Consider the following 22,454-nt stretch of genomic DNA (forward strand, 5'->3'; position numbering starts at 1 on the left):
AAGTCAACTTTCGAAGGTCAACAAAACCGCTTCGGCCACTTCCCGCATGGAACGGCGGCTATCCATGCTCTTTTTCTGGATCCAACGGTAGGCTTCTTCGCCGGAAAGCTGCAATCGATCCATCAAGAGGTCCTTGGCACGATCGATGATCTTGCGTTTTTCCAGCTCCTCTTGGATGACTCGTGTCTGCACCAGCAGTTCCGTATTTTCGATGGCCACGGCGGCCTGATTGGCCACCGCTGTCAGGACGTTCTTCTCCAGGTCCGTAAAGTGATGTTCAAAAGACGTGTAGCAGTTGATGACGCCGATGACCCGGTCTTTGACCCGCATGGGCATGCTCAACATGGACACCAGCCCCAGACGCCGAGCCAGCTCTTTTTCCTTGAAGTAAGGATCCTTGAGGACATCCAGGGCCACGTAGGGCCGGTCTTCCACCACCACCTTGCCCACCACGCCTTCACCGACCTTGACGGTCCTGTCCTTGACGTATTCGGGGTTGATGGCCTGGGTGGCTCGCAGCCGCAGCGCTTGCGCCTTTTCATCCAGGAGCCAGAGACTACAGACGCTGGAATTCATGACCTCCGCCGTGACCATGACGATCAACCGAAGGATGTCTTCCAGGTAGTGTTCAGAGGTGATGGCCTTGCTGATAAGGGTGAGGGCCTCCACGCTCTTATCGGCGCTCGTGCCATCAGCCTGGGGGAGTCCCAGGAACCGCGGCGGAGGCATGCGTTTGTGGGCGGATGCCTCCTGCAGGGTTCGGATCTTTTGGGCCACCTGCGGATCCACTGCTTCCACCTGCCCCTGGAGGAAGGAATCCAGCTGCTCGTAGGTAAAGCCCAGCTCTCCTTCGTCCGTCTGCCCCTCCCAGAGTCCCGCCGAAGGGGGACGTTCGATGATTTCCCGGGGTAGTTCCAGCGCCCGTGCCAAGATCCGCACTTCGCCTTTGAGAAGGTGGATGATGGGCTGGAGGTCGGCCGCTCCGTCCGCGTGCTTGGTGAAGTAACCGATCTCCCATTCGCTCCGGTTGCTCGTTCCGAGCACCAGGTAATGGTGCGATGCCGCCCGATGGTAAAGGGTGGCCATGCGGAGTCGTGCCTTGAGGTTTCCACAGAGCTTGGGATCCGCCGGTCCGAGCGCGTGTAAGAAGGCGTCGAAAACGGGGCTCAAGTCGATCTCTTCGACCGGCAGACCGATGTGCTGCGCCACTCGACGGGCGTCCTGCAGGTCCGCGGGGCTGCTGTGGCAGGGTAGGAGCAGGCCCAGCGTGTTTTGTCCCAGGGCCTTATGGGCCAGGGCGGCGCACACCGCCGAGTCGATGCCGCCGCTGATGCCGATCACCACGCCCCTGGCGCCGGCTTCCCGGACACGGTGGGCGATCCACTGGCTGATGTCTTCTGCATGCTGAAGAGCGACTTGTTCGTTCGGGATCATGTCCTGCCTTCTTCTTTTTCGCTGGGCCTGGATGGCGTCCTGGGTGGTGGAACCGCCGCGGGCCAGGCCTTGGCTCCCACCTTACCGGTCTCTCCGGGGGCTGTGCGATCCTGCCACGGGCGGCCCGTTTTCGGATCGTGCCTTCCCAACATCAGCCATGGTGCAACCCTTTTGCCGGCTGGATCCTTGGTTGGCGAAGCAAGTCGCAATGGGCCTTGGTTTCAACCGGCGTTCTCAGCCCCTGCCTCGCGAGGCACCGTCAGTGGAGCAGATGACCGATCCTGTTCCAGCGCACGTAACATCGGGCCGGGTCCAGCGTGAGCTCCCCCTCCTTGTTCCAGGACCAGTAGATGATAAAGGCCTTGCCTTTGAGATCCGATTCGTCCACGAATTTCCAGAAGCGGCTGTCGTAGCTTTCGTCTCGGTTGTCGCCCATGACGAAAAAGCTGTGGGGTGGGACCACAAGCGGGCCCAAATTGTCGCGAGGGCTCACGGCTCCGGGCAAAATTCTGGGGTCCGTGAACCGGGCGTAAGGTTCTTTCAACGGTTGTCCATTGACGAAAACTTTTTTGTTCCGTATGACTATGGTGTCGCCCGGTAAGCCTATCACTCTTTTGATGAAGTCTTTGGACGGATCCTGGGGGTACTTGAAGACCACGATGTCTCCCCTCTGTGGGCTCCCCAGATGGATGATCTCCTTGTCCAGGACAGGGATTTTGAGGCCGTAGCTGAACTTGCTGACCAGAATGTGATCCCCGATGAGCAAGGTGTTCTTCATGGACCCGGAAGGGATCTTGAAAGCCTGAACCACAAAGGCCCGGATGAAAAGGGCCAGCAGGACGGCCACCACGACGGCTTCGGTGTACTCGCGAAAGGTGCTCTTTTTTTTGTCTCGTGACGCGCGGGTGAATGAAAAAAAATTCAATGCAACCTCCCATTCTGCCGAATTAAAAAAAGAGGTCCAAATTCGTTTGTGGATAGACGAGCCAAGATGATAAATAACAAATCCCGATGTGTGTCAATCCCTATTCGATGAAGGGGCCGAACGAGTCGCCATGTTGCGAAGAAAAAAAGAGATTGTGGGGCTGGATCTGGGGTCGCACGCCATTAAGATGGTGCGTCTTGTGGAAGGCAAAGCGGGCTATCGCTTGGATAGCCTGGGAATGGCCATGGTGCCCCACGAGGCTTTCTCGGAGGGGCGGATCGAGAAGCCCGAGCTGATCGCGGACGTCTTACGAAAGCTGGCCAAGAATCTCCAGATCAAGCCCGGTCCCGTGGCCACGTCGGTTTCCGGCTACGAGGTGATGATCAAGACCATCGAGATGCCCTCCATGTCCGAGGAGGAGGTGGAAAAGAGACTCCGTGGAGAAATCGCCCAGTACGTGCCCTATCAACTGGAAGAAGTGAACGTGGATTTCGAGATCCTGGACCTGTCCAAGGAGCGTCCCCACCACATGGAGGTCCTCTTGGTGGCGGCCAAGAAGGAGTCGGTGGCCGAATATGCGGCGCTGATTGAGAAAGCGGGTTTCGAGCCGGCGGTGGTGGACGTGGACTACTTCGCTTTGGGCAACGCCTTCGAGGCGGTCCATGGCGTCTTCCCGGATCAAGACATCCTTTTAATGGATATCGGTGCCACCAAGACCACTCTGACCATCGTGCGGGGCGGTCGGCCCGTTTTCATGCGCGATTTGATGGCGGGCGGCCGGAGCATCACGGAACGGATCGCCTCGGAATTGCAGGTGGATGTGGAGCGGGCGGAGCGGATCAAGCTCGGCCTGGGCTCGGAGCAGGTGGAGGCGTCGCGCCTGGAGGCGGCCTTCATGGGGGCGGTGGGCGACTGGCTGGCCGACGTGCGCCGGGCCATGGATTTTTATTACACCACCTATCCGGAATCCAGGATTCATAAGATCTACCTGAGCGGCGGCTCGGCGAGGCTGCCGGGCCTCGATGCCCTGGTCAAGAACGAGCTGGGTGTGGATGTGGACCTATTCAATCCTTTGCTGCGCCTGGAGGCCGGCCCGAACAAGTTCGATCCCGATTACCTGGATCAGGTGGGGCCGCAGATGGCCATTTGCGTTGGGTTGGGGCTGAGGAGAGCGGACGACAAATGATTCGCATCAATCTGCTGCCGGTTCGAAAGAAAGAAAAGAAGAGCACCGCCCGTCAGATTCTGTTGCTTTACGGGCTGTGTGTCATCCTCACAGGCATCGGCATCTTTTACCTCTGGCAGACCCAGGCGCGGGAAATCGACCGGCTGAGCAAGCGGGACGCCCAGCTGCGGGCCGAAGTGGCCAAGTACGCCAAGTATGAAAGACTGGTCAAGGAGATCCAAAAGAAGAAAGAGGTCATCGAACGAAAGAAAACGGTGATCCGCGGTCTTCAAAAGGACCGGGACCAGATGGCCCGGAACCTGGCCCTGATGAGCCTCCTGGTTCCTCCGGAAAAGATATGGTTCCAGAGCCTGTCGCTGAGCGGCGGGCGGGCGGATATCAACGGCATCGCCAGAAGCAACGAGGCCATTGCTGAATTCATGAGAAACCTTCGGGCGTCGCCCTATGTTTTCAAGGACAGCGTGCAGCTTTCCCACTCAAAACAGGTGACCATCGCAGGGCGCAAATTGAGGGAGTTCAAGCTGAGTTGTTCCATACGCGCCTATTCTGAACTGAGGGCCGCGTTGCAAGAGCAAAAAGCGAAGGAAAAGACCGGGACCACGCCATCCGCCCCGCAAGGCGCCAAGTCCGTATCCCAACCGCAAGGGTAAAGTCCGGAGTCGCTGATGAGATGGAATCCCCCTTCCATGCAAAGCATTGAAGAACGAGTGGATGCCCTTCCCAATTCCCAGAAGGTGCTGATCTTTGTGCTGACGCTGGTCCTGCTGGCGGGGGCCTTCTACTTTCTCAAATACAAGCCCCAGGAAAAGGAAATCCGCCGTCTTCGCTCCAGCGTTCAGTCCCAGGAGCGGCGGCTGGCGCAGCTCAAAAAGTATGCCGCCCAGTACGAAACGCTGCAGGAAGAGCTTCGCAAGTCGGAAGAAGAGTTTCAGGCCCTGCTGGCCCTTCTGCCGGATCGGCGGGAGATACCCGAACTTTTGGAAACCGTTTCCGGCATCGGGGCTCAGGAAGGCCTGGAAAACCTGCTGTTCCAGCCCCAAGGGGAGCAAAAGCATGAATTCCATGCCACCATTCCCGTGCGGTTGGACATGGTGGGCACCTTCCATCAGCTCGGATCTTTCCTGGACAAGATCAGCCGGCTGAATCGCATCATCCGGGTGAAGGCCCTTTCCCTCAAGCGAAGAAAAGACTCCGCCCTTCAGATCAATTGTGACATCCAGACGTTCCGCTTTTTGGAAGAACATGAAAGAACTTCCGGCTCGGCAAAGAAGAAATAGTTGATTGGATCACAAAGGCCGTTGTATGCCTTGGCGAACTCACGAGACAGGCGGGAAGCATATGAAGACGCAAAAAGGTTTTTTCAGAAATTCGATTCGAACGCTGATCTCGACGATGGCTGCAACGATGCTGCTGGCGGGCTGCGTGACAGCCTCCCAGCAGGCCCGAACGTCCGAATCGCCCGCAACCGCACCGGCACCGGGGACCGTGCAGCAGACGGACGTCTGGAGTGGGCACGCCAAGGTCTTCGGCGTCCAGGCCTACGACCGGGAAGGCCGAACGGAGCTGCGCATTGTGATGGATCGGCCCGCCGCCGGCCATCGGGTGGTGCGTCGCGGCAGCCATGAGTTCACGGTGGAGCTGGACGGAGTGGAGACGCAACTGGGCGGCGGCTCCATCCCCACAGCGTCCAAGAAGCTGATCGCCCTGAGAGCGAACGCGACCTCCGGTGGAGGTTTCTTGCTGAGGGGGCGGGTGGTGGATCCCATCGGCCGTTTGGAGGCGCGCACGGTGGGAAAGGATTTGGTGGTGGAACTCTTTCCCGCAGCGCCCGACCGGCGTCCTGCTTCTGCGGGTGTTAACACCGTCCAGGCGCCCCGAAAAAGGACACCATCCCGGCCGGCGACCGTGGTGAGTCGCCGCCGAACCGTGCGCTCCCCCAAGGCCATGTCCGATGACGCCGTGTTGGGCTACAAGCGTCATTATCGGGGCAAACCCATCAGTCTGGATCTTCAAAATGCGGATGTTCAGAATGTTCTGCGACTGTTGGCCGACATCAGCGGCATGAACATTGTCCTGGAACCCGATGTGGCCGGTAAGGTGACGCTCAAGGTGGAAAACGTGCCCTGGGACCAGGTGCTGGATATGGTCCTGATGATGAATCGGCTGGGCAGGGAGGAGATTGGAGGTGTCATCCGCATCGCCCGCCAGGAGAAGCTGAAGGCGGAGTGGAAAGAACGTCAGGACCGCATCAAGGCCCAGCAGGAGCTGCTTCGGGCGCAAAAGGACCTGGGGGAATTGGGAACGGTTTACCTTCAGGTCAATTACGCCGACCCGGATTCCATCGCCTCCAAGATCAAGGAGATTGCCAGCGGGGATGGGAAGGTGAGCGTGGATCAGCGCACCAACCTGATCCTCTACACGGACTATCCGGCCAGGATCGCCGAAGCGCGGGATATCTTGGCGCGTCTTGACCGCCCCACCCGCCAGGTCCTTATCGAGGCGCGGATCGTGCAAATCAACAGCAATGCTTCCAGGGAGCTTGGGATCGACTGGGGATTTAATCTGACCAAAACCACGGATCATGTGGTTTCCGGAGAGTTTGCCGTGAACCACCCTGTGGCCGCCACTTCCTCGGCCTCCATGACCATAGGCAGACTGGTGGGAACCACCCTGTGGAATCTGGACCTGCGCTTGAGTGCCGCCGAGACGGCGGGCCAGGGCAAGGTCATTGCGGCGCCGCGGGTGCTGACCATGAACCATGTGAAGGCCACCATCTCCCAGGGAACCCAGATCCCGTACCAGGAAAAGACCGGACAGGGTAACACTTCGGTGTCGTTCAAGGACGCCACCTTGGAACTCCAGGTCACGCCGCACATCACGCCGGACGGTCGGGTCCGACTGCAGATCCAGGCCAAGCAGGACAGCCCCAATCTTTCCATTACGGGCGGAACCGGGGAGCCGGCCATCGACACGCGCCGGATCGATACGGAACTGCTCGTGGACGATGGATCCACGGTGGTCATCGGCGGGATCATCAAAGAAGAGGACTCCAAGGAGGAAAGCCGCACGCCGGGTGTCCATCGGATTCCCATCCTGGGATCTCTGTTCAAGTCCAAATCGGTGACCAAAGACAAGAGCGAATTGATGATCTTCATCCACCCGAGGATCGTGGACCTCTCCGATCAGCGGGCGGGGTCGCAAATGTAAGCGGACGAGCGCTCATTTCATGGAAAGAATCCGGATGAAAGGTTTTGGGGAGGAACCCGCGGTAAAATCTCACCTCGTGGGCGCTTTGCGCATTCCGGCGCACCTGATCGTGCCCGTGATGTTTTTGTCTCTGCTTTTGATGACGGCCTGCACCGTCCAGGGCCCCGCTTCCAGCGGTGAGATTTCAAAACAGGAGGCAGGGCAAAAGAGGGACGCCAAAGAGATCACGCGGCCCCGTGTGAGCGAGCTGAAACCCGTCCGCATCGACTACCTGCGGCCGGTGGAAGATATCCTGGACCCTCAAATCTTCATCTACAAGGACAAGAGGCGCCTTTACGTCATGGACCGTGGGGTCCTGGTGCGAAACTACCCCATCGGACTGGGTAACAACCCCAAAGGAGACAAGATGGCGGAAGGCGACGGCCGGACCCCGGAGGGAAGGTTTTACATCTGCCTCAAAAACCCTCGAAGCAAGTTCTATAAATCTCTTGCCCTGTCTTACCCCGAGAAGAAACACGCCGAGCGGGCCTTCATGGCCGGGCTGCTCTCGCCCACTCAATACCGCGATATCATCCTGGCTCTGGAAAGGGGAGTCCAGCCACCGTGGGATACGCCCCTGGGTGGAGAGATCTTCATTCACGGGGGCGGAGCGCAAGGCGACTGGACGGATGGCTGTGTCGCGCTGTACAACAGCGACATGCGTGAACTGTATACCATGGCGGATCTCGGGACTCCGGTGATTGTTCGTCCCTGATGGGCCCCCGTGGCGCGTCCCCACCACGACGGCGGCGGTTCCATGGCGCGTCTTTACGCGTACCAGCGGCGCCGTTCCATCCATTCCCAAAAGGACTTTCGCACCGTCAATTCCGCAAAACGCGGATGGGACAAATAATTCCAATTGGTGCTGAGAAAGTCCTCCTTGAGCTGTTCCAGGGCGGCATCCTTTTCCCCGGCGTCCACAAAATTCTTCTCCTTCTGGTAGCGGTATATGTAGGGGTCGCCCACCTGGTGCCGAAAGGCGTCCAGCACATCCTTGTCTTCAGCGTCCAAGGTGCGGAGCATGGCATCGTCCAAAGGGATGGGAATCTCCACCTGCAGCTGCACGTACCAACGGTCGCCGGCGATTTTCCTGGAACCATCGTAGAGATGGAGCGCAAGCCCCGTGGGGAGCTTTCTGGACTCCAGGAGCACTCGTTCATCGCTCATCTTCACTGCTCTCCTTGCTTTTGGGTTAAGACGTCCTCTCATACCCAATCGGGCCCCACCGACGCAAGAGGGAAGGGGAGGGATCCCCGGCTGACGGTCCCATGAGCCGGGACTTCCTGTCCTGCGGGTCACGCCCCCATCCGGTGCGAAGGGAAGCGTTGACGGGCGGTGGGCAAAAAGGATAAACAAGGAGCTCTGCCTATGTTGCCAGAAGAGCTCACCACCAACGAGGAGCAGGCCGATTCCCATGAAGAGAAAATACATTCAAGTCCGATGGCATGGTCGCGGGGGGCAAGGCGCGGTGACGGCCGCCATGATTTTGTCGGAAGCCGCCTTTGAGGAAGGTTATCGGGGGGTCACGGCGGCTCCCTTTTTCGGAGCAGAACGCAGGGGGGCTCCGGTGATTGCCACCAACCGGTTTTCCTGGCGCCCGATCCGGACCTATTCCCTGGTGGTGGAACCGGACATTGTGGTGGTTTTGGATGAGACCCTGGTGGAGACGGTGGACGTGACCGCCGGGCTGGCCGCCGACGGACTGGTGTTGATCAATTCGCGCCGCCACCCGGAAGACTTCCCCTTTTCAGACCGGTTCACCGTGGCGACCACGGACGCCACGCGGTGTGCCAAGGAGGCGGGGCTTGTGATCGCCGGGGCGGTCATTTCCAACACCGCCATCCTGGGCGGGTTCGCGCGCGCCACGTCGCTGGTGAGCCTGGAGAGCTTGGAGAAGGCCTTGGCCAATCATTTTCATGGGGACGCCCTGGAAAAGAACCGTCGGGGGGGCCAACTGGCTTTCGAGCGGACGATTCTGGCCGGGGAGTGTACTTTGGAGTGCGCGTGATCCCGCTGTCCCGTGGGCTGTTGCTGTACGAAGGAGTAAAACGACCATGACCGAACCGAGGAAGGATCCCTTCACGTTTGCCCATTCACGACCCTGCGTGGGAGAGGGGGGACGGACCGGCGACTGGCGTTCCGAACGTCCGGTCATCGACCCCGACAAGTGCACCCCCACTCGGAACAAGCGCCCGTCGTGTTTCCTCTGTTGGCTCTACTGCCCCGAAGGGGTGGTGACTCGGGGCATCCCCGTGGAGATCGACTACGAATACTGCAAGGGGTGTGGCATTTGCGCCGAAGAGTGCCCGACCAAGGCCATCAAGATGGTGGATGAAAAAGGAGAGGAGGCGGCCGAGTAGAACCGTGGGATCCGCCCATCACGTGGGCTTTTTCGACCGGCCTTTTCATCATTTGTTACGGGCCACGTCTTTCATGCTTCGCCGTGGCCCTGTGCCCTGGAAAAGCTCTAAAGCTTGTCTGACAATCGGCCCCTCGGCCTTTTGTGGCTTTCTGATCAGTTGAAATTCCACCGGCCCCGTGGTGCTTTTTGAGTTCTCAGAGAGCCTTGTAGGGGTGGGTTCGGAACCCGCCCTACAAGGCTCAAAAAGAGCCACAGGGCACAGTGGAATTTCAAGCAGTTAGAAACCTCCCGAATAGAGTGAAAGGCCATTGCCAGACAAGATCCTAAGGCGAGGAACCTTTACGGGCCGTGAAGACGGTGCGCCAGAAGGGCTCCAACTCGCAGACCCACTCCCGGAACTGTACCTCCCCAAAACCGGCCGATTCCAATAGGTGGACGATCCGTTCAGGTGTTTCCGCCCCGTTGAGGCACCACGCCCAGCCTGCCTCTTCCTGGATGCACTCATGGGGTAGAGGGCCTGTGCGGGCCAGGTCGGCCACCACCAGCCCCCCTTGGGGGACGATGACCCGCGCCAGCTCCCGAACCAGGGTGTCCTTGCACGGAAACAGGTTGAAGGCGCCGTTCATGACGACCCAGTCGAAGGAGTGCGCTGAAAAGGGAAGCCGCTCTGCATCCGCCTGAACCCAGAACAGGTGGCCGAGTCCGTTCCACAACATCGGTTGAGCCTGGAAACCGAAGGCCAGGGCTTCGTGGGAGATGTCCAGGTTGACCACCGTCCCGGAAAAGGCCTGCATCCGCATGAGAAAGAAGGCGTCCAGACCGACGCCGGAGCCCGCGTTGAGCACCCGCTGGCCGGGGAGCACCTGCAGGCAGGGCAGTGGATTTCCGCATGGAAAGAACCGGCGCCAAAGGCCGTCTGCCACGTCGTGCAGCACAGACTCCGGGTATCCCAGGGTGCGGGCCATGTCCTTGCCGCCGAGGACGGGAAGGGTGGGCGAGGTGCCCGCCTGGTAGAGGGATCGGTAGGTTTGAGTCACCAGGTCCTTGGTTTCTCTTGCTTCCATTGCGGTCTCGGCTCAGAGGCGTTGTCGGGTGCCTTCGGGCATGATAAGAGAAATAAAAGTCATCCTATGTTCCCACCTGGTCAAGACCTGCAGAAAGGGGGCGGCCATGGCTGTTCGCGTGCTGATCGAAAGGATCGTGGACCCTGACAAGGAGCTCCAACTGCAACACAAGCTCGTGCAGTTGCGTGCCAAAGCCATGCAGGCCGGGGGCTACATCTCGGGCGAAACCCTCCGAGCCGTGGGGGATCCCCAGCGGTTTCTGGTCATCAGCACTTGGGCCAGCCTGGAGGACTGGAAGGCCTGGGAAGCGAACCCCAATCGGCAGGCCTTGAAGGAAGAAATCGATGCCCTCCTCAGGGCCCCCGCCAAGGTGTCTGTCTACTCGTACGCATGACGCCCTGGGCCCTTCTCAGCGTGGAGCGAAACGTTCCATCTCGCTGTAGATGCATCCGCAGTACTGCTGGCGGTAGATGCCCAGCCGTGCCGCCTGTTCCTTGCCGTCACGCCAGCCGGTACGAAAGTCCTCATAGACGAAGGGGATGCCCCATCTCTTGGAGGCCTCCTGTCCCAGGGAACGAATCAGCTCGTGCTTCTGGAACTTGCTGTAGAGCAGGGTGGTCGTGAAGGCGTCGAAGCGGCTCTTCTTGGCCAGGCGCGCCGCCGCTTCGATTCTTCGCGAATAGCAGTAGAGGCATCGGTCGCGTTCCCGGAAGGCCGTCTGCCGGAGGAAGGTTTCCAATTCATAGTCCTTGCGCACGATCAGGGGCACGTCTTTGGCCTCCGCGGCCTCTTCCAGAGCCTGCAGGCGCCTTTCCAGCTCCTGGTACGGTTGGATGTGGGGGTTGTAGAAGTATGCGTGGACGGTCCAGCCCTCCTCCCGCAACCAGTCCAGGGGGTAGAGGAGACAGGGGCCGCAGCACGTGTGGAGCAGGATTCGGGTCATGGCGATCATCCTCCGTGAAGCGCCGGTCGACGGCCTTGGGAGCCGAAGGCGTCTTGGCAGGCCTGCGCCAGTCGGCGGGGCACGTCGTCCATGCTGCCGTTGCTCATGAGAAGAAGGGTGTCTCCGGGACGAATCCTTACCATGAGATCTAAAACCACCGGGTCGTCTTCCCTGTAGAGCTGAGCAGGAATTCCGCGCCGGGCGATCTCATGGACCAGGGCGCGGGTGTCCAGCCTCTCTTCGGAAGGGATGGCGTGAAATCCAGCGGGTTCTTTGATTCCCACCCAGTCCGCTTCCGTGAAGGCTTCCGGGTAAGTCTCCTGGAAGAAACGCCTCCGGCTGGTGTTGGTCCTGGGTTCGAATACGGCCAGCAGCCGGCTGTGCGGGTAGCATTCCTTGATCGCTCGAACGGTTTCCCGAACGGCGGTGGGGTGGTGTGCGAAGTCGTCGATGATCGTGATGGATCCATCCTGATAAAGGATGTCCTGACGCCGCCGCATGCCTTCAAAGCGCCGAAGGGCCTCCTGGACGGCTTCGTCCGGAATCCCCAGCTCGCGGCACAGGGCCAGAACGCCCAGGGTGTTCAGGGCGTTGTGTCTTCCCAAAAGGGGAGATTCCCATGACGTGGATCCGCCGAAAGGATCCCGGACGGTAAGGCAAACTCGGCCCTCCAGAGGCTCCACGCGGTCCAGTCTCCAGTGGCAGTCCGGCCCCCGGCCATAGGTGACCACCTCGGCTCGGCATTCCTTGGCCGCATCCAGGCATCGGCTGTCGTCGCCGCAGGTGACGAGCAGCCCGTCTTGGGGAATGAGGCGGCAGAGTCTCCGAAAGGCCTCCTCAATGTGGCCGATGTCCCGGTAGATGTCGGCGTGGTCGAATTCGATACTGGTCAGGATCACCGCCCAAGGCTGGTAGTGTAAAAACTTGGGCCCCTTGTCGAAGAAGGCCGTGTCGTACTCATCGCCTTCCAGGGCCATATAGGGACCGCTTCCGATCCGGTAGCTCCGATCCCAATTCTTGACGAACCCTCCGATGAAGACCGAGGGATCCAGTTCGGCTGTCTCCAGAACGAAGCCCAACAGGCCGGTGGTGGTTGTTTTGCCGTGGGTCCCGCACACCACAAGGCTTCGGTGGCGGTAGAGGACGAATCGTTCCAGGGCCTGCGGCATGGAGATCATGGGGATTTCTAAGGCCGCCGCTTCCTGCGCCTCGGGGTTGTCCTTTCGGATCACGTTGCCCACGATCACCATTTCCGGCCTGGCGGCACGTATGTTTTCCGCCGCATAGCCGGGCAGGACCGGTATCTGTTTCCGTTCCAGAAAGGTGCTCATGGGAGGATAAAGTTGGGTGTCGGATCCGGTCACATGGTATCCCATGTCTTGGAGCATCCCCGCCAGCGTTCCCATGGCAATGCCGCCGATTCCCATGAGATAGAGCCGCTTGGAAGGTGTCGTCGCAATTCCAGACAAGAAGTGCCTCCTTTACTTTAGAATCTGCGTCTTCATGGGTTAAGGCCTTTCAGCGCCCGCATCACCTGATCGTGGAACAGGGGACGGAAGGTTCGGATGCGTTCGTCATTCCTGGACGGGTGCACGCGGTTTGTCAAGAGGATGATGGCGGTGCCCGTGGCCGGATCGAGCCAGAAGGACGTTCCCGTGAATCCCAGGTGCCCCACGCTGTCCGGGGGAAAATAACGGCCGGCACTGGGGGTGTCTCCCGAAGGGTGATCAAAACCGAGACTCCAGGGTTCTCCCTGGGGGTCCAGGCGCCGTTTCCAGAAAAAACGCACCGTCTCGGCCGAAATCCTTAAGGCCGCCTGAGGGGCCGCGACGGGGTCCGAGGGTACCGTTCTTTTCACCGGGGATCGGCTATGGGAGGAAAGAGGGGGAGCCGAGATGTCCCATTGATTCTCGGCTTTCAGCGGGCCGGCAGGACCGGACATGGGAGGTGGTGAAAAAGCTCCAGCCCAGTCGCCCCTGGCGTTGAGCCAGAGCGCCTGCAGCCATCGCCACACATCGTCGGCCGTTCCAAAAAGACCGGCATGGCCGGCCACGCCGCCCAGGCAGTGCGTGTTTTCGTCGTGGACCTCGCCTTGCAGGATTCTGCCGCGCCACGGACACCTTTCCGTGGCGGCTATGGAGGGAACCGGGGGCTCCGGCGGCAAAGGACCGATCTTTCGGGGGGCCAGGGGCCGAAAGGCCAAGGTGCTTTTCAAGGGACCGGCGATCTTTTCGACAAAAAGGTGCTCCAGGGGCGTTCCCGAAACCTCTTCCAGGATCCAGCCCAGGAGGATGTAGCCCAAATCGCTATAGAGGCGCGCTTTTCCCGGCTGATGTTGAAGGGGTTCCGCCAGGATCCAGTCCAAAAGCGTTTCGCGTCGGCGCCGGGTCGGGATCCTTGCCAGGCTTTGGAAGTAGGGGCGGTAAGCGGGAAGGCCCGACCGGTGGGACAAGAGAGTCTCCAGGGTGATGGCTTGCTTGGCGGAGGGGATCCGGGTTCGAGGGAAAAAACGCGGGAGCGGATCCTCCAATGCAACCTGCCTCGTTTCATGGAGCATCATAAAGAGCGTGGCGGTCGCCACGGGCTTGGTCAACGAGGCCAAGTCAAACAAAGTCCGAGAAGTCACGGGGGCGGCCGGGGAATGAAAGGACGTGGTGCCCCAGCTTCCTTCGTAGATCTTCTGGCCTCCAACACCCACCACCACGGAGGCGCCGGAAAAGGCCCCTTCTTCGATGGCCCGGGTTATGAAGGGGGTGAGCACCATCATGGGCGGTTCGCAGCCCGGAAAGGGTCGTCGGTCTTCGGTGTGCCGCCTGTCTCCCCGCGCGTCGGTGTTCTGGGAGACGTTCTGATAGGGCGTAAGATTGGACTTCCCATCGCTTTTTCTTTAACTCCGTCAAGCCGGGGGGGCTCCATTTTCAGTAGCTTCCGCAAGGTTTTTCCTGCGGCGGGAGCGGCAAGCGGCCAAGGGGCTCTTTGGTAAAAAAGGGTCAGGATTTTTCTTGCCTCTCACTCCTTGCTTGCCACCCCGTGCTCCTCGGCTCCAATCCCCGCTCACGGATCCAAGGGGGGTTCCTCGCAGGCCAGCACTCCCCGGGACGTGTCCAGAATGAACCGGGCGCCCAGCGGTAGGACGTCGTTGCAGTGGCCGTGGCCGAAGGGAAGTCCCAGGACCACGGGGATGGGCCGCGCGGCGGTGTATTCTTTCAGGATCATGCGGATCTCATCGGGGTCGCCACAGTCTGTGAAGGTGCCGCCGATGAGGCCGGCGATCCGGTGAAGGATGCCGGCGGCTTTCAGGTGCATCAACATGCGGTCGATGCGGTAGGGCGCTTCCGCCTTGTCTTCAAGGAACAGGAGGGCGCCGTCCACGTCCGGCATGTAAGGGGTTCCCACCAGATGACTGAAACAAGTGAGGTTGCCGCCCACCACCCTGCCTTCGGCTCTTCCTTCCTGAAGGATCACGGAGTTCGGCAGGGCCCATTGAAAGGGCCGGGTGCCTTGCAAGAAAGCCAGCGTCCTTTTCAGGACCTGGGGGTCTTCGGCAAATTCAATGGCATTGGGGCCGTGGAACGTCACCCATCGGGCCAGGGTGCCCAGCGCCGCATGCAGGAATGTGATGTCGCTGTAGCCGCACAGGAGCTTGGCTTTGGCGCCCAACGAGCTTAAAGGAAGGCGCGTCAAGAGGCGGCTCGACCCATAGCCGCCTCGAATGGTGAAGATGGCATCCACCTGGGGATCGGTCAGCGCCCAGAGCAGGTCCCGGGCCCTGAAGGCATCGGGGCCGGCCAGGTAGCGGTCCCGGGTGTGGATGTGGCGACCGGTCACCACCTGGAAGCCTTCGTCCCGGAGCAGGCGTTGGATCGTCTCCACTTGAGCCGAGGGAAAAGGGCCGGCGGGCGCCACCAGCGCCATGGTCATGCCGGGCTTCAGGGCGGCAGGGCGCTTGTGGGTGCTGGAAAAGCGGCGGGAACGACGGGGAATCATGGTCTTTATCGGCGGTTCCTTTCGAAGAGGATTCTCAGTCCCTGGAGGGTCAGGTATTCGTCCACCTCTTCGATGGCCGGGCACTCGCTGGCGATCAGAGGGGCCAGGCCGCCCGTGGCCACCACCCGCAGGGGAGTCCCTATCTCCTCTTGGATCCTCTGGATGATTCCCGCCACGAGTCCCGCGTAACCGAACACGATGCCGGCGTTCATGGAGGCAATGGTGTTCTTGGCCAAGATCGACTTGGGTCTGGCGAAGATCTCCACCCGGGGCAGCTTGGAGGCCTTCTGGAAGAGCGCCTCGCAGGAGATCAGGATGCCGGGGCAGATGACGCCCCCCATGTATTCGCCCCGCTCGGAGACGTAGTCGAAAGTGGTGGCGGTGCCGAAATCCACCACGATGATGGCCGCCTGGTATTTTTCGTAAGCGGCCACGGCGTTGACGATCCGATCGGCTCCCACCTCTTTGGGGTTGTCGTACAGGATCGGCATGCCCGTTCGGATGCCCGGCCCCACGATCAAAGGCTCCAGATGGAAATACTTCTGGCAAAAACGTTCCGCGTTGTTGAGCAGCGGCGGCACGACGCAGGAGATGATGATGTCCGTGACCGCTTCGAAGCGCAGATCCCGGGTCTCGAAGAGGTTTTTCAAAAGGATGGCGTACTCATCCACCGTGGTGTTCACTTCGGTTCGAATCCGCCAGTCGTGCAGCAGGCGTTCCTGGTCGAAGAGGCCCAGGACCGTATTGGTATTTCCGATGTCCATTACGAGCAGCATGGGGAACCCTCGGCGGTGGCCGGCGCGGGCCGGCTGAAGTGTTTCCGGATGAGCTCCGCCATCTCGTCGGCCAGTGTTTCGATGAGCGCCTCATCGCGACCTTCGATCATGACGCGGATGACGGGCTCGGTGCCGGAGGGGCGTATGAGCAGACGACCGTCGGAGCCCAGAGTCTCTTCGATCTTGGAGGCACAGGCCATGATTTCCGGAACCTCTTCGATCTTTCCTTTCTCGGCCACGGACACGTTCTTCAGGGTCTGTGGAAAGCGCTCCATGACGGTCTTGAGCTCGGAAAGGGGCCGCTGGGCTTCCAGCATCACGGCCAGGACCTGCAGGGCGGACAGGATGCCGTCTCCGGTGGTGCTGTGGTCCAAAAAGATGATGTGCCCCGACTGTTCTCCTCCCAAGCAGTAGTCGTCCTGGATCATCTTCTCCACCACGTATCGGTCTCCCACGGCGGTCCGAACCAGGCGGATACCCATGGACCGCAGGGCCACTTCCAGGCCCATGTTGCTCATGACCGTGGCCACCACCGTGTTCCGTTTCAGGCGCCCCAGCTCCTGCAGGTGTTTGGCGCAGATGGCCATGAGCTGGTCGCCGTCCAGGATGTCGCCTTTCTCGTCCGCCAGAATGACCCGATCCGCATCGCCGTCGAAGGCCAGGCCCACGTGGGCTTGATGTTCCCGGACCAAGCGCGCCATGCTCTCGGGATGCAAAGAGCCGCACTCCCAATTGATGTTCTTGCCGTTGGGCCGGTCTCCCACCACGATCACCTTGGCGCCCAGTTCTTCGAAGACGGCCGGGGCCACCTTGTAGGCGGCGCCGTGGGCGCAGTCGAGCACGATGCGCAGGCCTTCCAGGGTCAGGTTCCGGGGAAAGGTATTCTTCAGGTACACGATATAGCGCCCGTAAGCGTCATCAATCCGCTTGGCGCGGCCGATCTCGCTGACTTCCGGCCTGGGAATGCGGTCGATCTCCCCGGTGAGGATGAGCCGCTCGATTTCCCCTTCCACTTCATCGGGCAGCTTGAAGCCTGTTCCGGCAAAGATCTTGATCCCGTTGTATTCGTAGGGGTTATGGGATGCGGAGATCACGATGCCTGCGTCCGCGCGCATGCTGGTGGTGATGAAGGCGATGCCCGGGGTGGGCAGCGGTCCCACCAGCAGCACGTCCACCCCCAGGGCGCAGATGCCCGCCGTGATGGCCGTCTCGATCATGTAGCCGGACAATCGGGTGTCCTTGCCGATGACGATCTTGGGTCTTTGGTGGCGGTTCCTGAAGAGGTGGGCGGCGCCCATGCCCACTTTCAAGGCAATGTCCGTGGTCATGGGATATTCATTGGCGATCCCCCGAATCCCGTCCGTACCGAACAGATCTCCCATCTTTCAGGCTCCTTGCTTCTCAGTGCTGGGGTCCATCTTCGCGCCAGGAGGCGTCACGAAGCGCGTCCGCCATGAGGGCCACCTGTTTGTGGACGCGCACGTCATGGACGCGAAGTATGTGCGCTCCCGCGGCGACACCGAAGGCATGGGCGACCGCTGTCCCCACTTCCCGGTCTTCCACGGGACGGTCGAGAATCGCCCCAATGAACCTCTTTCTGGACGCTCCCAGGAGGATGGGGCGTTCCAAGCTGGAAAGGACGTCCAGGTCTCGAATCAGCCGGAGGTTGTGCGTGACTGTCTTGCCGAAGCCGATTCCCGGGTCCACGATGATCTGGTTCCTGTCGATTCCCCGGGCCACGGCCCATTGTAGGCGCTCTTCCAGAAAAGCGGTCACTTCTGAGAGAAGGGACTGGTAGACGGGGGCTTGCTGCATGGTCTTGGGTGTTCCCAGCATGTGCATCACAATGACGGGAACCCCCGTTTCGGCGGCCAGAGGGGCCATTTCGGGATCGAAGCGCAGGGCGCTCACGTCGTTGATGATGTCAGCGCCGGCCTCCAGGGCTCGGCGGGCCACTTCGGCCTTGGTGGTGTCGACGGAGATGGGAACGGCCGTCCGACTTCGCAGCTCCTGAACGACCGGCACGACCCGTTCCAGCTCTTCGTCCAGGGGAACCGGATCGGAAAAGGGCCGGGTCGATTCACCGCCGATATCCAGAATGTCGGCGCCGGCTTCCACCAACTCCAAGGCATAACGGACCGCGGCTTGTGTGGAAGCGAATCGGCCCCCGTCGGAAAAGCTGTCCGGCGTCACGTTGACGATGCCCATGATGAGGGTTCGGTGGCCCAGGGTCCAGTCGTTGGATCGCAACTTGAGCGTGAACAGAGGGCGATTGGCAGGTGTCATTTGGTCTCGTCTCCGAACGTTTCTTCCCTTTCCTGGTCGTCGGCTTCCGGTTCTTCCGGCTCGCTGGAATCACTGGACGACGGCGCTTCTGTCTGCATGGAATCTTGTGGGGGCGCTGTCCCCGGCTCTGCCTGGGAGGCCGATGCCTCCTCCGTCTCCTCCGGTTCTCCCACGGGGCGCGCCAGATCCGGCCGGATGGAGCCGATGATCTCCTCGATGTCCTTCTTGTCCAGCGTCTCTCTTTCCAGGAGGGCCGAGGCCATGGCGTTCAGAATCTCCCGGTGCTCTTCCAGGATGTCTTTGGCCTTGGCGTAGTTTTCCTCCACGATTCTCCGCACTTCCTGGTCGATCTGGATGGCCGTCCTTTCGCTGTAATCCTTGTGATGTTGGACGATCTCCCGGCCGAGAAAGACCTGATCTTCCATCTTTCCGAAGCTGAGCGGTCCCATCCGATCGCTCATCCCCCATTCGCACACCATGCGCCGCGCCAGCTGGGTGGCCCGCTCGATGTCGTTGGAGGCGCCGGTGGTCTGGTGGCTGAAAACCACTTCCTCGGCGGCTCGCCCTCCCATGAGGATGGCGATGGTGTTGACCAGGTATTCCTTGGGATAGGTGTGGCGTTCGTCCTGGGGCAGCTGCTGGGTGAGTCCCAGGGCACGGCCCCTGGGGATGATGGTCACCTTGTGCACGGGGTCGGTTCCGGGCAGCATGCGGGCCACCAGAGCGTGTCCCGCCTCGTGGTAGGCGCTGGTCCGCTTCTCCTCGTCGCTCAAGATCATGCTCTTGCGCTCCAGGCCCATCATGACCTTGTCCTTGGCCTCTTCGAAATCGGCCATCTCGATCTTGTCCTTGTTGTGCCGGGCGGCCAGAAGGGCCGCCTCGTTGACCAGGTTTTCCAGGTCCGCTCCGGAGAAGCCGGGAGTTCCCTTGGCCAGGGTCTTCACATCCACATCGTCGGACAAGGGCTTGCCTTGCAGGTGCACGGCCAGTATCCCTTCCCGGCCGCGAATGTCCGGCACCGGCACCACCACTTGACGGTCGAAACGGCCGGGACGCAGCAGGGCGGGATCCAGGACATCCGGGCGGTTGGTGGCGGAAATGAGGATGACTCCTTCGTTGGACTCGAAGCCGTCCATCTCCACCAGAAGCTGATTCAGGGTCTGTTCCCTTTCGTCGTGACCGCCGCCCAGGCCGGCACCCCGGTGGCGACCCACGGCGTCGATCTCGTCGATGAAGATGATGCAAGGGGCGAATTTCTTACCCTGCATGAAGAGATCGCGGACCCGTGAGGCGCCCACGCCCACGAACATCTCCACGAAATCCGAACCGCTGATGCTGAAAAACGGAACCCCCGCCTCCCCCGCGATGGCCCGGGCCAGGAGGGTCTTGCCCGTTCCGGGGGCGCCCACCAGCAGCACGCCCTTGGGAATCCGACCGCCCAAACGGGTGAACTTCTTGGGATCCTTGAGAAACTCCACCACCTCCTGGAGCTCTTCTTTGGCCTCCTCGATGCCCGCCACGTCTTTGAAGGTCACCTTGCGCGCGTCTTCGCTCAGCAACCGGGCCCGGCTCTTGCCGAAGCTCATGGCCTTGCCGCCCCCCATCTGCATCTGGCGCATGAAGAAGATCCACACGCCGATCAGGAGCAACATGGGGAACCAGCTGATGAGGATGGTCATGTACCAGGGGGAATCCTCTTCAGGTTTGGCCTGAATGTTGACCCCCTTCTTCCTGAGGATTCGGATCATGTCCGGATCGGGAGGCGCATAGGTCTTGAAAGGCTTGCCGTCCATGTAGATGCCCAGGATGTTGTCGCCCTGGATCGTCACCTGGGCCACTTCTCCCTTCTCAACCGATTCGAGAAACTGGCTGTAGGTGGTTTCCAGCCGGGCCTGCTGGGGCTGGTTGAACATGTTGAAAAGCAGGATCACCATGAGGCTGATGACCAGCCACAGGGCAAGATTCTTGTAAAACGGACTCAAAGGTTTCCTCCTAATCTGGTCTTTATGGAGCGTCCTTGCTGAATTGGTTTGATCCTCAATTGCCTCATTCTACCATCGCACCGGGAGGGTGTGAACATCAATTATTCCGCATCCTTTCCATGCACGTGTTCCAGGCCCTTTCGGTACCATTTCTTGCCGCGGGAGGTGCGTAAATCTTCCCCTTCCATCTCCGGCGGCAGGGATCCGGAACAGGCCTGCTGGATCAGCTTGAGCTTGCTGCTCGCATCCAGCACCGGCAATCGGCACACAAAGGAGATCCATCGCTTCAATCCTGGAGCGTCCAGCGTTGCATCCCGTTCACATTGGGAAAAAACCTTGAAGCAGGCCAGGGCCAAATCCCGTTCTTCGTTGTGGATGAAAGGCTGGGCACTATAGAGGCGGATGGCTTCCTTGCCCACCTGGTTGACCAAGGTGACGTGAAACCATCGCAGCATCAAAAAATAGCCCTCCTGGGACAACTCCTTTCCGAGCCAGTAGAAGGGGTTTTTGATATTCCGCAGGTTCCAGAACATGCGGGCCACCTTGTAAATGCGTTTGTGCCTCCGGAGTCCCTGTACCAGGCGATTTTCCTGAACGGTTTGGTAAGATCGGTAGAGGGATCGATAGTGAGCCAGGCGCCGGGAGGCCAGGAGACGGAAAGGGCCATAGGCGGCAACGGCCAGCAGGCGGCCCGTGACCCGTTGCGTCAGTTGGAGCAGGCCGTCCAGGGATGCTTGGTATTCCGCTTCCTCTTCGTCCGGATGGTAGATGCGCGCGATTGTTCGAACCACATGCTGGGAGCGCTGAAAGAGGCTTTCAAAGGTGATGGAAAGCTGGGATTCAGGGACGTGGAGGATCTCCCGGCGCATCCGCTTCAGGCACTCCAGGGCTTGGCGATCCTGGGGCGTCAGCTTCTCGGGATCTCCCAACTGAAAACCGTCGACGGCGCTTTCCTGAAGGAGGGCGTGCCATCGGCGGCGGAGCCACCAGCGCAGGACCACAACGACGCCCACAACCGCAAGGGTCAGGGCGCACACGAGGAGACTGGTGAGGTGCTCGGCCGCGAGCTGTCTGAGCCAGTCGAGCGCAGGTTGGGCGTACATACTATCCGGCCCCGCCGGTTGGACGGTGTGCTATTGGGACGTTCCCTCGATCCACTGCCGCAGGGCCGGCAGGGTGTCGGAGTTCCACGATGGGCTGAGTCTGGAGCTCAGAAAACGTTGAAACAGGGCGTTCCACACCGCGAAGGTCTCTTCAAGAAAGAACATCTTTTCCAGGAAACGCCCGTCGGGATCCTCTTCATCGAATTCGGGCATTTGTTTGGGAGTTTTCAGTCCCTTGAAGGCCCACAGGTCCCGATCCAGGATCGCGATGTATTCGTTGTCGCCCACGGTGACGATCCATTGGGCTTCCTCAACGAGTTTGCCCTGGCGCAGGGCGGTTCTGGCTTCGTCCATGGCCCCCGCCTGAGTGGTGCAAATCACCCGCTCCTTGCCGTCATCCAACCGGCTGAGTACGATTCGCTCTCCCAGGGCCAGGGCGGCCGTCATGCCCGGGGCGAAGTCGCACTGACCCCCTTCCGTCTCGACGAAATGCCACAGCCAGGTCAGGAACTCGTAGCCGAGAAAGCGCCCTTCGTGCATGGCATGGGGGGACTTGATGGAAATGAGGCCGGCCAGCGTGTCCTTCTGGCGCCCTTCCAAAGGGAGCAAGTTCAGCGCCCATTGGGCGTGGTAGAGGGGCACCGGATAGAGTTTGAAATGGCGTTCGAAATGTTCCAGGAAGGCTTCCAGCATTTTGGGGCTGGAGGTGCCCACGAGCATCCACCGCCCCGCCGGATTCCACACCACGTCGCATCCTGAAGGCTGGGGAAGCACCTGGCTCAAAAGCCTGGTGTGCACTTCGTCGCGGATCTTCAATCTTTCCTGGCGCGGAGGGTAACGGCCCTCATGCTCCTTCCGGTACTGTTCCACGGCGTCTCGAACGTATTGCTTGAGCACCAGGGACGGGACCTTCTTCTGGTCCAGGCGGAACTGGAAAGCGATGTATTCACCCTTGTGGTAGGACGAATAGGCGAATGAAGGGTCGAAAAGATCCTCCCATGCAACGAATCCCCTGGGGGCCTCGGCGCCATCGGAGCCGTCCCGATAGGCTCCCGCGCGAAGCGTCTCATCCACATAGGACCAGAAATCCGCCACATGGGGTTCGGGCACGAAAAAGCGCGTAAAAGACGCGGATCCGCTCTGGATGGGCATGGATTCTT

22 protein-coding genes are annotated in these 22,454 nt (G+C 60.5%); 8 read left to right on the forward strand and 14 right to left on the reverse strand.

All coding sequences use genetic code 11. From position 1 onward, the window contains the following. Positions 1-3: 3 nt before the first annotated feature. Both nadE and lepB read right to left on the reverse strand, forming a co-directional pair. Positions 4-1,434: an NAD(+) synthase gene (gene nadE / locus B9A12_RS17215; protein ID WP_084055878.1), complete on the reverse strand. Its 1,431-nt coding sequence runs from the start codon at positions 1,432-1,434 to the stop codon at positions 4-6. 259 nt (positions 1,435-1,693) lie between these two features. Then, entirely contained in the window at positions 1,694-2,359 is a 666-nt protein-coding gene (lepB, locus tag B9A12_RS02100) for a signal peptidase I (RefSeq protein ID WP_084055879.1), read from the reverse strand. Between the two features lie 130 nt (positions 2,360-2,489). Here lepB and pilM point away from each other — a divergent pair, with 130 nt between their 5' ends. The 5 genes from pilM (at position 2,490) to B9A12_RS02125 (ending at position 7,506) form a co-directional block, all read left to right on the forward strand. After that, positions 2,490-3,545 carry a type IV pilus assembly protein PilM gene (gene pilM, locus B9A12_RS02105; RefSeq protein ID WP_084055880.1) on the forward strand — a complete coding sequence of 352 codons (1,056 nt, stop codon included), beginning with the start codon at positions 2,490-2,492 and terminating at the stop codon, positions 3,543-3,545. Beyond that, the gene (locus tag B9A12_RS02110) at positions 3,542-4,195 is read left to right on the forward strand and encodes a PilN domain-containing protein (RefSeq protein WP_084055881.1); all 654 of its coding nucleotides are present in this window, start codon (positions 3,542-3,544) and stop codon (positions 4,193-4,195) included. Before pilM ends, B9A12_RS02110 begins: the two co-directional genes overlap by 4 nt. 36 nt (positions 4,196-4,231) lie before the next feature. Further along, positions 4,232-4,822 (forward strand): type IV pilus inner membrane component PilO, encoded by a 591-nt coding sequence (locus B9A12_RS02115; RefSeq protein WP_170920275.1) that lies wholly within the window; start codon positions 4,232-4,234, stop codon positions 4,820-4,822. Positions 4,823-4,883: 61 nt separating this feature from the next. After that, positions 4,884-6,752, forward strand: coding sequence for a type IV pilus secretin PilQ (locus B9A12_RS02120; RefSeq protein WP_170920276.1), 1,869 nt, complete (start codon positions 4,884-4,886; stop codon positions 6,750-6,752). A 34-nt stretch (positions 6,753-6,786) separates the two neighbouring features. Continuing rightward, positions 6,787-7,506 (forward strand): L,D-transpeptidase family protein, encoded by a 720-nt coding sequence (locus tag B9A12_RS02125; RefSeq protein WP_245802318.1) that lies wholly within the window; start codon positions 6,787-6,789, stop codon positions 7,504-7,506. A 53-nt stretch (positions 7,507-7,559) separates the two neighbouring features. Here B9A12_RS02125 and B9A12_RS02130 read toward each other — a convergent pair whose 3' ends face one another. Beyond that, positions 7,560-7,958 carry a hypothetical protein gene (locus B9A12_RS02130; RefSeq protein WP_084055884.1) on the reverse strand — a complete coding sequence of 133 codons (399 nt, stop codon included), beginning with the start codon at positions 7,956-7,958 and terminating at the stop codon, positions 7,560-7,562. A 247-nt stretch (positions 7,959-8,205) separates the two neighbouring features. Between B9A12_RS02130 and B9A12_RS02135 the strand changes: the two genes are divergently transcribed. Together B9A12_RS02135 and B9A12_RS02140 are read left to right on the forward strand one after the other, a co-directional pair. Continuing rightward, entirely contained in the window at positions 8,206-8,799 is a 594-nt protein-coding gene (locus tag B9A12_RS02135) for a 2-oxoacid:acceptor oxidoreductase family protein (RefSeq protein WP_084055885.1), read from the forward strand. A gap of 46 nt (positions 8,800-8,845) precedes the next feature. Then, positions 8,846-9,151 carry a 4Fe-4S binding protein gene (locus B9A12_RS02140; protein ID WP_084055886.1) on the forward strand — a complete coding sequence of 102 codons (306 nt, stop codon included), beginning with the start codon at positions 8,846-8,848 and terminating at the stop codon, positions 9,149-9,151. Positions 9,152-9,476: 325 nt separating this feature from the next. Here B9A12_RS02140 and B9A12_RS02145 read toward each other — a convergent pair whose 3' ends face one another. Next, entirely contained in the window at positions 9,477-10,217 is a 741-nt protein-coding gene (locus tag B9A12_RS02145) for a methyltransferase domain-containing protein (RefSeq protein ID WP_084055887.1), read from the reverse strand. 106 nt (positions 10,218-10,323) lie between these two features. Here B9A12_RS02145 and B9A12_RS02150 point away from each other — a divergent pair, with 106 nt between their 5' ends. Continuing rightward, positions 10,324-10,611 (forward strand): antibiotic biosynthesis monooxygenase family protein, encoded by a 288-nt coding sequence (locus B9A12_RS02150; RefSeq protein WP_084055888.1) that lies wholly within the window; start codon positions 10,324-10,326, stop codon positions 10,609-10,611. Between the two features lie 15 nt (positions 10,612-10,626). Here the strand turns inward: B9A12_RS02150 and B9A12_RS02155 are convergent, their stop codons facing one another. The 10 genes from B9A12_RS02155 to rdgC all read right to left on the reverse strand — a co-directional run bounded on the left by B9A12_RS02155 (position 10,627) and on the right by rdgC (position 22,446). Further along, a complete protein-coding gene (locus tag B9A12_RS02155) occupies positions 10,627-11,160 on the reverse strand; it encodes an epoxyqueuosine reductase QueH (RefSeq protein ID WP_245802319.1) in 534 nt (177 codons plus the stop codon). A gap of 5 nt (positions 11,161-11,165) precedes the next feature. Then, complete coding sequence (locus B9A12_RS02160; RefSeq protein WP_084055890.1) at positions 11,166-12,629, reverse strand: UDP-N-acetylmuramate--L-alanine ligase; 1,464 nt, start codon at positions 12,627-12,629, stop codon at positions 11,166-11,168. Between the two features lie 32 nt (positions 12,630-12,661). Then, entirely contained in the window at positions 12,662-13,927 is a 1,266-nt protein-coding gene (locus tag B9A12_RS02165) for a serine hydrolase domain-containing protein (RefSeq protein WP_084055891.1), read from the reverse strand. A gap of 287 nt (positions 13,928-14,214) precedes the next feature. Next, complete coding sequence (locus B9A12_RS02170) at positions 14,215-15,147, reverse strand: S66 peptidase family protein (protein WP_084055892.1); 933 nt, start codon at positions 15,145-15,147, stop codon at positions 14,215-14,217. Positions 15,148-15,152: 5 nt separating this feature from the next. Continuing rightward, complete coding sequence (locus B9A12_RS02175; protein WP_084055893.1) at positions 15,153-15,923, reverse strand: type III pantothenate kinase; 771 nt, start codon at positions 15,921-15,923, stop codon at positions 15,153-15,155. Continuing rightward, complete coding sequence (gene glmM / locus B9A12_RS02180) at positions 15,911-17,305, reverse strand: phosphoglucosamine mutase (RefSeq protein WP_084055894.1); 1,395 nt, start codon at positions 17,303-17,305, stop codon at positions 15,911-15,913. The genes B9A12_RS02175 and glmM overlap by 13 nt, the downstream gene beginning before the upstream one ends. Before the next feature lie 19 nt (positions 17,306-17,324). Then, positions 17,325-18,209: a dihydropteroate synthase gene (gene folP / locus B9A12_RS02185; protein WP_084055895.1), complete on the reverse strand. Its 885-nt coding sequence runs from the start codon at positions 18,207-18,209 to the stop codon at positions 17,325-17,327. Next, entirely contained in the window at positions 18,206-20,191 is a 1,986-nt protein-coding gene (gene ftsH / locus B9A12_RS02190; RefSeq protein WP_084055896.1) for an ATP-dependent zinc metalloprotease FtsH, read from the reverse strand. Before ftsH ends, folP begins: the two co-directional genes overlap by 4 nt. A 101-nt stretch (positions 20,192-20,292) precedes the next feature. Continuing rightward, positions 20,293-21,294, reverse strand: a complete 1,002-nt coding sequence (locus B9A12_RS02195; protein ID WP_084055897.1) for a hypothetical protein — start codon at positions 21,292-21,294, stop codon at positions 20,293-20,295. A 30-nt stretch (positions 21,295-21,324) separates the two neighbouring features. Next, a complete protein-coding gene (rdgC, locus tag B9A12_RS02200) occupies positions 21,325-22,446 on the reverse strand; it encodes a recombination-associated protein RdgC (protein WP_084055898.1) in 1,122 nt (373 codons plus the stop codon). Positions 22,447-22,454: the final 8 nt, after the last annotated feature.

It is taken from the genome of Desulfacinum hydrothermale DSM 13146 (assembly GCF_900176285.1).
Taxonomy (GTDB): domain Bacteria; phylum Desulfobacterota; class Syntrophobacteria; order Syntrophobacterales; family DSM-9756; genus Desulfacinum; species Desulfacinum hydrothermale.